The sequence below is a fragment of the Synechococcus sp. R5-12 genome (assembly GCF_047502655.1).
Classification (GTDB): Bacteria; Cyanobacteriota; Cyanobacteriia; order Thermostichales; family Thermostichaceae; genus Thermostichus.
Window position 1 is genome coordinate 1 of record NZ_JANSIM010000177.1, and the last position, 4367, is coordinate 4367.

Genomic DNA, 4367 nt, shown 5'->3' on the forward strand with positions numbered 1-4367 from the left:
GACCCTACGGGTACAGTGCGGGGCTCCTGCAATTTCTAGCTGAATGCAAGTCCGGATCCCTGAATCTCTACAGGATGCCAAAGCCTCAGTTCTACAAAGTGGCGCTCTATCAGCCTTTGGCTGGATAGGGGACTCTTCGCCTTAACTGGGCCTTAACTAGGGCCAGACTCTTGTACCGAAACCTCCCTTTGGACCCTTCTTCCCCTGCAAGGGTCTAAGTATTCGAGAACACCTATTCTTACACACAAAAGCTTCGAGACAAGTTCAGAGAGAAATGCCTCTAGGCAAGAAAGGCTACCTGAGATTCTGCCGACAGGCGTCTTTAGGAGGGCCGTATTCAGCGGGAAGATTCACAAACGTCGGCAGCGTTGGCATCTGGAGGGAGTTGCTCTATATTAAATCAGCTAGCATATTCGATATTTGCCAGAATTTAAGTTATTGTGAGAGCTGACATGCCATCCAATTGGTCAGACATCCATCCTCTCAATCCTGGGCAAGGGTTGGGTTCAGCCCAGTCTGCGCCTTCCCATTGGAATGAGCGCCACAGGGGAGAAGGCTCTCATGCCGAGTATGAGAGGAACGGATCTCAGACCAGAGCGGCGGATTGTCCAGAGGACTTCATGCCGAGCAAGACCGCAAACGCAAAGATTAAGGTAGTAGGCGTGGGGGGTGGGGGTGGCAACGCGGTCAGTCGGATGGCGGCCAGCAACCTTGTGGGCGTCGAGTTTTGGAGCGTCAACACCGATGCGCAGGCCCTTGCCCAGTCCTCGGCAGTGAACCGCTTGCAAATTGGGCAGAAGCTGACTCGAGGCTTGGGTGCAGGTGGTAACCCGGCCATTGGCCAGAAAGCTGCAGAGGAATCCAGCGAAGAAATATCGGCAGCCATCAAAGGGGCAGATCTGGTCTTCATTGCCGCCGGCATGGGGGGAGGCACGGGCACGGGTGGAGCACCCGTCATCGCCCAAATTGCCAAAGCCAGTGGTGCCCTGACGGTGGGAGTGGTGACACGGCCTTTTTCCTTTGAGGGCAAACGCCGCAGCAAGCAGGCCGAGGAAGGGATCCAAGCGCTGCGGGAGGCAGTTGATACCCTGATTGTAATTCCCAATGACAAGTTGCTTTCGGTGATCTCCGAGCAAACCCCTGTCCAAGAGGCTTTTCGCGTTGCTGATGATGTGCTGCGGCAGGGGGTGCAGGGCATCTCGGATATCATTCTCATTCCCGGCATGATCAATGTGGATTTTGCCGATGTGCGCAGCGTGATGGCCGATGCCGGCTCTGCCTTGATGGGAATTGGCATGGGATCCGGCAAGTCCCGCGCCCGCGAAGCCGCCATTACCGCTGTATCTTCGCCGCTTTTGGAAACCTCCATCGAAGGGGCTAAAGGTGTCCTCTTCAACATTACCGGTGGGCCGGATTTGTCCTTGCATGAGGTCACGGTGGCTGCCGAGATCATCGCCGAGGCAGTGGATCCCGAGGCCAACATCATCTTCGGCACCGTCCAAGACGAGCGCATGCAGGGGGAAGTGCGCATCACGGTCATCGCCACCGGTTTCCAAGAGAAAGCCCGTCCAGCCACCATCCCTGCTGCAACCAAAGTTTCTGCCTCCAACAAGTCGGGGGTTCCTAAGCCCACTCCCACGGGCTCTGGGCTGCCGCCTCGACAGCCTCCGGAGCCTGAGCCGCCGATGTCTGGAGGCTTAGATATTCCCGAGTTCTTGCGCCGCCGACGGCCCCCTTCGTAGGGTAGGGTGAAGGTATGCTGGTATCTTGGTGCCGGTTGTTGAGGGTGGGGAGTGCTTTGGGGTTAGGCCATGAACATTGTTGTCTTGGCGGGGGGGCGTTCGGCAGAACGTCAAGTCTCTTGGGTAACGGGTAAAGCCTGCAAACGGGCTTTGGAGGACCTGGGCCATCGGGTCAAGGTAATCGACCCAGATAGGGATCTGCCTCTGCGCCTTTGGCAGGAACGGCAAGCCGGCTGCGACTTCGTTTGGATTGCCTTGCATGGCCCTGGTGGCGAGGATGGGGTGGTACAGGGAATGCTGGACTGGCTGGGCCTGCCCTACCAGGGATCCGGGCCGCTGGCCAGTGCTCTGGCCATGGATAAGCTGGTCTCCAAGCAGATCTTTCGCGCCGCGGGGATCCCTACCCCCGATTGGCAGGTTTGGGACGACCAAAGCCCCCTCACTTGGGCTGACTGTGCGGCAGAGTTGGGATCCCCACTGGTGATTAAGCCCAGCAACAACGGCTCGACGGTGGGCATCAGCATTGTCCGGGATGAGAGGTCATTTGCTCAGGGGCTGGAGTTGGCCCGCTCAGTCTCGTCGCGGATTTTTCTGGAGCGCTATGTTCCCGGAAAGGAGATCACCCTCTCGATCTTGTCCGGCCAAGTTCTTCCGGCCATTGAGATCATCCCCGCCCAAGGCGACTTCTACGACTACGAAGCCAAGTACGCACCCGGTGGCTCGCGGCATTTGATCCCCTGTTCCCTCAGCCCGGCAGGGTTGGCCCGCTGTGAGGCGGCAGGTCTGAAGGCCTACCAGGCGTTGGGGTGCGAAGGCTTGGCGCGGGTGGATCTGCGGGTGGATCCCGAGGAAAATCCTTGGGTGTTGGAGGTGAATACACTGCCCGGCATGACCCCCACTTCCCTCTGTCCCGATGCGGCGGCAGCTCTGGGGTGGACGTTCACCGAGTTGGTGGAGCGAATGCTGCAGGATGCCTTGCAAAAAGCCCAATTGACCGGATCCCGGCATCCTCAAAGTTCATCGGCGACTCTCGGCAACGCTCCCTGAGGCTTTTCCCAAGACAAGAACAAGAACCTTTACCCAGCTCTTTCAGAGAAGGGCAACCAGCAAAAGAATCACCCCAATTCCAACAATCAGTACAGCTCCCCCCAGCCACACCCAGGAGATGCGGGACCTGCTGCCTATGTCGGTTTTCCCGACAGGATTCTCCGGCGCAGGTTCAGGCTTTGAGTTGACCGAATCCGGGGCAACAACTGTCAGATCCTGCAGTAGGCGATCGCCTTTTTTTTCCAACAGAACTGTGGTTTCTTCTGAGGCCAGCAGCGGGTTCAACAAGGGGGCCGTTTGCTCCCACTCGTATTCAGAATGTCCCGACTCACGCCCGTACACCGTGACCTGCTCCAAGCCGGGCAAGCCCAACGCCCTGAGCTCCGCCTGCACCCGTTCCATGAGATGGGGGTAGTCCACTCGAGCCAGGGGGGGCCGATTCAGGAGAACGTGTAGATGACCTTGGCGGCGTTTGACCGCAATTCTGACCGGGGCAGCCAACCGAGCCTGCAACGCTTGGGCAATCTCAGCTTCGGTCATGGGGCAACATCCAAGGCATGCGAGTTAATTCTAATACAATCCTAGGGCAACGATGCAGAGGGTTACGGGGCCTCGGGGTAGAATGGGATGCGCATGGGCGAAGAAATGCCGGGTCTCGACAGAGCAGAGCGTTCATCTTTTTCTCTCGCCGGATCCCTAGCTGGAAGTTCTATGCAGGAAAAAACCATTGTCCGCGATTATTTCAACTCCGTTGGCTTCGAGCGCTGGCGGCGCATTTATGGTGAAGAAGAAGTCAATTTCGTCCAAAAAGACATCCGCCTTGGCCATGCCCGCACGGTAGAGACGGTGTTGCAGTGGTTGGGGGATCCCTCGGGTTTACGCATTTGTGATGCCGGATGCGGGGTGGGCAGCCTCAGTTTGCCCTTGGCCGCCAGAGGGGCGCAGGTGTTCGCCAGCGACATCTCGGAACAAATGGTGAACGAAGCACGCCGCCGCCAGCAAATGGAGTTGGGATCCACAGACAACCCCCAATTTTGGGTCTCGGATCTGGAGGAATTGACAGGGGAATACGATGTCGTCATCTGCCTCGATGTGATGATCCACTACCCTGAAGCCGAGGCCCTGCGCATGCTAAAGCACCTGACCCGCCTGGCTCGGTCCCGCCTGATCTTCAGTTTTGCCCCCAAAACCCCCTGGCTGACGCTGCTGAAGAAAGTGGGAGAGTTCTTCCCCGGCCCCAGCAAAACCACCCGCGCCTATCAACACCGAGAGGCGACCTTGGTGAGCCAATTAACCGAATGGGGCTGGAAAGTGCAGCAGCGACAAACCATTCGCAGCCGCTTCTACTTTGCTTGGCTCCTCGATCTGGTTCGGTGACACTCGATCTGGTTCGTTAAACGGGAATGAAACATTTTCGTCTAGCTCCCCTCTCCCTCTGGCAGCGAGGCTGGGAGTAGGGGCAGCAGCGTGGAATGCTTGGGGAGTGTCTCAATCTAGTTTAAAAATGACTATAACGATCAGCTGAGGTTATCCAGTTGCTGATACATTTACGCTGAACACTGCTGAACATCACTGTTC

General features: G+C 57.5%; 4 protein-coding genes. 3 read left to right on the forward strand and 1 reads right to left on the reverse strand.

Features of this window, described 5'->3' with window-relative positions:
* The first annotated feature begins 620 nt into the window (after positions 1–620).
* Together ftsZ and NW843_RS09955 are read left to right on the forward strand one after the other, a co-directional pair.
* On the forward strand, positions 621–1742 hold the full coding sequence (ftsZ, locus tag NW843_RS09950; RefSeq protein ID WP_414522843.1) for a cell division protein FtsZ: 1122 nt from the start codon (positions 621–623) through the stop codon (positions 1740–1742).
* Positions 1743–1811: 69 nt separating this feature from the next.
* Positions 1812–2789 carry a D-alanine--D-alanine ligase gene (locus NW843_RS09955; protein ID WP_414522844.1) on the forward strand — a complete coding sequence of 326 codons (978 nt, stop codon included), beginning with the start codon at positions 1812–1814 and terminating at the stop codon, positions 2787–2789.
* 42 nt (positions 2790–2831) lie between these two features.
* Here NW843_RS09955 and NW843_RS09960 read toward each other — a convergent pair whose 3' ends face one another.
* A complete protein-coding gene (locus NW843_RS09960; protein ID WP_414522845.1) occupies positions 2832–3329 on the reverse strand; it encodes a hypothetical protein in 498 nt (165 codons plus the stop codon).
* Positions 3330–3500: 171 nt separating this feature from the next.
* Here NW843_RS09960 and bchM point away from each other — a divergent pair, with 171 nt between their 5' ends.
* A complete protein-coding gene (bchM, locus tag NW843_RS09965) occupies positions 3501–4166 on the forward strand; it encodes a magnesium protoporphyrin IX methyltransferase (RefSeq protein ID WP_414388583.1) in 666 nt (221 codons plus the stop codon).
* The last annotated feature ends 201 nt before the right edge of the window (positions 4167–4367 follow it).

Excerpts from the sequence above, each read along its gene's own strand:
- bchM (WP_414388583.1), top strand. The coding sequence starts at position 3,501 with ATGCAGGAAAAAACCATTGTCCGCGATTATTTCAACTCCGTTGGCTTC.
- NW843_RS09960 (WP_414522845.1), bottom strand. The coding sequence starts at position 3,329 with ATGACCGAAGCTGAGATTGCCCAAGCGTTGCAGGCTCGGTTGGCTGCC.
- ftsZ (WP_414522843.1), top strand. The coding sequence starts at position 621 with ATGCCGAGCAAGACCGCAAACGCAAAGATTAAGGTAGTAGGCGTGGGG.
- NW843_RS09955 (WP_414522844.1), top strand. The coding sequence starts at position 1,812 with ATGAACATTGTTGTCTTGGCGGGGGGGCGTTCGGCAGAACGTCAAGTC.